This window comes from Streptomyces sp. MA5143a (assembly GCF_900290235.1).
Classification (GTDB): domain Bacteria; phylum Actinomycetota; class Actinomycetes; order Streptomycetales; family Streptomycetaceae; genus Streptomyces.
In genome coordinates this window covers 1-1,924 of sequence record NZ_OLMK01000169.1, presented here as the reverse complement: position 1 = coordinate 1,924, position 1,924 = coordinate 1, and the positions used below count along the sequence as shown (strand labels likewise).

The following is a 1,924-nucleotide window of genomic DNA, read 5'->3' as shown; positions in this document are numbered from 1 at the left end:
GTTTCAGTCGGCGCTGAGGGGGACTCTCAGTCGTACTTGGTAGCCGCCTTCGGTGGTGGGGCCTGCGTTGAGGGTGCCGTGGAGGATGTCGGCTCGTTCTCGTAGTCCGACGAGGCCTTGTTGTGATCCGGGGAGGGCGAGGGAGGGTCGGGTGGGTGGGGTGTTGGTGATGGTGACGCCGATGTGGTCGCTGTCCTGCCAGAGTTCGATGTGGGCGGTGGCGCCGGGGGCGTGTTTGCGGACGTTGGTGAGGGCTTCTTGGACGGTGCGGTAGAGGGCGCGTTGGGTGGGTGTGCCGACGGTGGGTGGTAGTTGGCCGGTGAGGTGTGCGTGGGTGCCGCTGGTGTCGACGAGTTTGTGGAGGTCGGCGAGGGTGGGTTGGGGGGTGAGTTCGGTGGTGTTGCCGCCGGAGGCGCGGAGGAGGGTGACCATGGTGCGGAGTTCGTCGAGGGTGGTGACGCTCAGGGAGCGGATGGTGCGGGCGGCTTCTTTGGCGCTGGTGTCCTGTGCGGCGACCTGGAGTGCGCCGGCTTGGACGGCGATGAGGCTGACCTGGTGGGAGACGACGTCGTGCATCTCGCGGGCGAGTTGGGCGCGTTCGCGGGCGAGGACGGCTTGGGCGTGCAGGGCGCGTTCGTGTTCTCGGGCTTCCTCGATCTCGATGAGTCGTCGGGCCAGGTCCCGGTGGGCTTGGAGGAGTTGGCCGAAGAGGACCGGGGCGGCAGCGGTCGCCAGACCGTAGACGAAGACGACCAGCGTCATGGTCCGGCCTATGGACATGAGGCTCACCTCGGGCCACGGGATGCTGTTGGCGATGCCGGTGAGGGCGACGCACCCGGCGAGGAGGAGGCGGTTGCGGGTCCGTTCGGCCAGGGTGAACAGCGCCACGATCGGAGCGACGGCGACGGGCTGCGTCAGCGAGGCCGGCAGGGTGAGCAGGAAGACGACGAGTGGGAACCTGCGCCGGAACGCCAGCGCCGCACAGCCGAGCGCTGCCAGCCCGACGCCGAGCGGTGAGTCGTCCCACAGGTTCACCCACACGTCGACGGCGGCCGCCGCGACCAGGGTGAGGTCGACGACGGGCGGGGGTATCCGCTGCCACAGGGTGCGTGCGCCGCTCATCGGGCGGGGTCCTGCGTGCGCTCGTCGAGCAGGCCGGCCCGCTGCGCCAGCAGTGCCGCCTGCACCCGGCTGGTCACACGGAGCTTGGTCAGGATGGCGCTGACGTGGTCCTTGACCGTGCCCGCGCCCAGGTGGATCCGCGCCCCGATGTCGGCGTTCGACAGCCCCTCCGCCACCAGGACGAGGACATCGCGCTCCCGTGCGGTGAGCAGCCGGACCCGGGCGGCCTCCTCGTCCACCGCCGTCCCCGCGCCGGGATGGCTGTGCAGCAAAGTCCGCGACGCCTTCGGGGACAGCACCACACCACCCGCGGCCAGGGTCCGCACCAGATGGGCGAGCTGCTCCGGCTCGGTGTCCTTCAGCAGGAAACCGGCCGCACCGGAGTGCAACGCGGTGAAGATGTACTCGTCCGCGTCGAACGTCGTCAGCATCGCCACCACCGGCGCATCCGGCAGCGTGCGCAGCTCCCGCAGCACGGTGAGCCCGTCGACGTCCGGCATCCGGATGTCCAGCAGCACCACGTCCGGCCGCACCCGGCGGACCGTCCCGACCGCCTCACCGCCACTCGCGGTCGCGACGACCTCGATGTCCTCGGACGCGCCCAGGATCAACCCGAACCCCGACCGCACCAGAGCCTCGTCGTCCACCACCACAACCCGGATCACGCGCGCTCCGCCTCACCTTCGTCCCCACCACCCGAGCATCTGCCGACCCGACCCTACGGCCCCGATGACTCCCCCCAGCACCACCGGCCGCGGCTCCAGCCACACGGCGGGGGACCACCCACCAGTCGGCAGGGGCA

The 1,924-nt window shown here is 70.6% G+C and carries 2 protein-coding genes; both read right to left on the bottom strand.

The window, feature by feature from the left end; translation table 11 throughout:
* Nucleotides 1–3 precede the first annotated feature (3 nt).
* Complete coding sequence (locus tag SMA5143A_RS42365) at nt 4–1,122, bottom strand: sensor histidine kinase (RefSeq protein WP_107468083.1); 1,119 nt, start codon at nt 1,120–1,122, stop codon at nt 4–6.
* Nucleotides 1,119–1,787, bottom strand: a complete 669-nt coding sequence (locus SMA5143A_RS42360; RefSeq protein ID WP_181362305.1) for a response regulator — start codon at nt 1,785–1,787, stop codon at nt 1,119–1,121. Before SMA5143A_RS42360 ends, SMA5143A_RS42365 begins: the two co-directional genes overlap by 4 nt.
* Between the last annotated feature and the right edge of the window lie 137 nt (nt 1,788–1,924).

Bases quoted from the DNA above. Each gene is read 5' to 3' on its own strand.
- SMA5143A_RS42365 (WP_107468083.1), bottom strand. From the start codon at position 1,122: ATGAGCGGCGCACGCACCCTGTGGCAGCGGATACCCCCGCCCGTCGTC.